This is a genomic window from Pseudomonadota bacterium (genome assembly GCA_039815145.1).
Classification (GTDB): domain Bacteria; phylum Pseudomonadota; class Gammaproteobacteria; order Steroidobacterales; family JBCBZW01; genus JBCBZW01.
This window is the reverse complement of the sequence record JBCBZW010000289.1, coordinates 1-1,712: the sequence shown is the minus strand read 5'-3', so window position 1 is coordinate 1,712 and position 1,712 is coordinate 1. Positions and strand designations below refer to the sequence as shown.

General features: G+C 68.0%; 3 protein-coding genes. 2 read left to right on the top strand and 1 reads right to left on the bottom strand.

Annotation, left to right across the window (positions count from 1 at the left end):
- On the bottom strand, positions 1-639 hold a 639-nt coding region (locus AAF184_25885), incomplete at its 3' end, for a cupin domain-containing protein (protein MEO0425787.1).
- A gap of 105 nt (positions 640-744) precedes the next feature.
- On the opposite strand from AAF184_25885, the gene AAF184_25880 reads away from it, so the two are divergent.
- Positions 745-1,143, top strand: a complete 399-nt coding sequence (locus tag AAF184_25880) for an MAPEG family protein (protein MEO0425786.1) — start codon at positions 745-747, stop codon at positions 1,141-1,143.
- Between the two features lie 199 nt (positions 1,144-1,342).
- Positions 1,343-1,712, top strand: a 370-nt coding sequence (locus AAF184_25875) for a hypothetical protein (protein ID MEO0425785.1), incomplete at its 3' end; no start/stop codon positions are given.

The window sequence follows — 1,712 nt, the reverse complement described above, 5'->3', positions numbered from 1 at the left end:
GATGCGCGGGTCGCGCACGGCGCTGAACCAGCTGCCCTCGCCCGCCACCGCCGCGCTCAACTGTGCCCGCACCACCTCGGCCAGCAGCATCTCGACGATGCGCTCGCTCATGAAGGCACTGCCGCTGCCGCCGGCGCGCGTCTCCTCCACCAACAGCTGGGCGACCGCCGCCATGGACGGCGGCCTATCCGATGCGCTAACCACCGCCAGCCTTGGCAGGGCCCGATAGAGGGGATTCAAGCGGGTGTCGCGCAGGAGGAAGACGCCACAGACCAGCTCCGTCGCGCCGTTCATCACGGCGATGCTGGACTTGCCCGCGAGGTGATCTTCCAGCGACACGACGGTGCGCGGCGCGCCTTCGCTCATCGTGTGCTCTCCGCCGGCGAAGCAGATCGCCACCTCACCGGCAGCGATCGATCGCACGTCTCCCCGCAGATCGAGGTCGAAGCCGCCGCGCACCACCAGGTGAAACGGGATGACCAGCGTCTCCGGCGGCACCTGGAACATCTCCGCCAGGCGCTCCGCGGCGGGCAGCTGCAGCCCCCAGGGCGAGCGATAGCACTCGTTCAGCAGCAAGGTGCCGGAGACGCGCATGGCGGCGAGGGCGTCGCTGAGGGCGTCTTTGGGTCCGCGGCTCATGGCGAGAGTATCTGCAAACAAATCGATACATACAAGCATTCAAAGGATTGCGCGGGCGCCCTAGAGTCTGTCTCCGCCCCCCTCAAGGAGAACCTTTATATGGAATTGCCGGCAGAACTCTTCTGGCTCGCCCTCACCGTCACCATGACCGGCCTGATGTGGGTCTACGTGTTCGTGCTCGTCGCCCAGCTGGGGTTCGGGCCGGCGATGCGCGACCCGGTCCACGACACGCCCTACGCCGCGCCCTGGGCGCAGCGGGCGAAGCGCGCCCACGCTAATGCGGTGGAGAACCTGGCGATCTTCGCGCCGCTCGTGCTCGTGCTGCATGCGGCGGAGATCAGCACGTCGGCTACCGTCGCGGCTTGCGCGGTCTACTTCGTGGCCAGGGCGTTGCACTACGGGGTTTACGTCGCGGCGGTGCCGTGGGCGCGTACGCCCTTGTTCATGGTGGGGTTTCTCGCCCAGGCGACGCTAGCGGTCACGCTGTTGCGGTCATCGCTGTAGGGCACGTCGCCGATTGTCTGAGGCGACCGTCCGGCGGATCGCCTGTGGTAGTTGAGGCTCTTCATCCTTGATGACCGCTTGCTAATAGGCAATCGTCTTCAATAACTCGGCAGCGGACAGCCTGCTGACCACTGCCACGTCTGAAGGATGCGCAGGGACGCCATCAGGGCGCCGCGCCCCGTGCCAAGGAGCCAAGGCCATGCAGCGCGCCCGATCCACCCGTGAGATCCCCCTACGCCATGCCGTACGTCGCGGCGTCCTCAGCATGTGCCACGGCGGCGCCTGGGCCCTCAGTGGCGCCCTGCTGATCGCACCGGGGTCGCAGGCGGCAGACGCCCACGCGATCGTGCAAGCCAGCAACAGCCGTGGCGGCCCCTTCCCCCCGGTCATCGTACTCCCCACCCTCGACGGCACCGACGGCTTCGCCGTGGCCGGCGCAGGGCGCGCAGTCGCGATCGCTGGCGACCTCAATGGCGATGGTCTCGCCGACCTGGTCACGAGCAGCGAGCCGCTCAGCTTCGTGCTGCCAGGTCGCAACACGCCCTTCCCCGCGGTGATCCCCGCCAGCG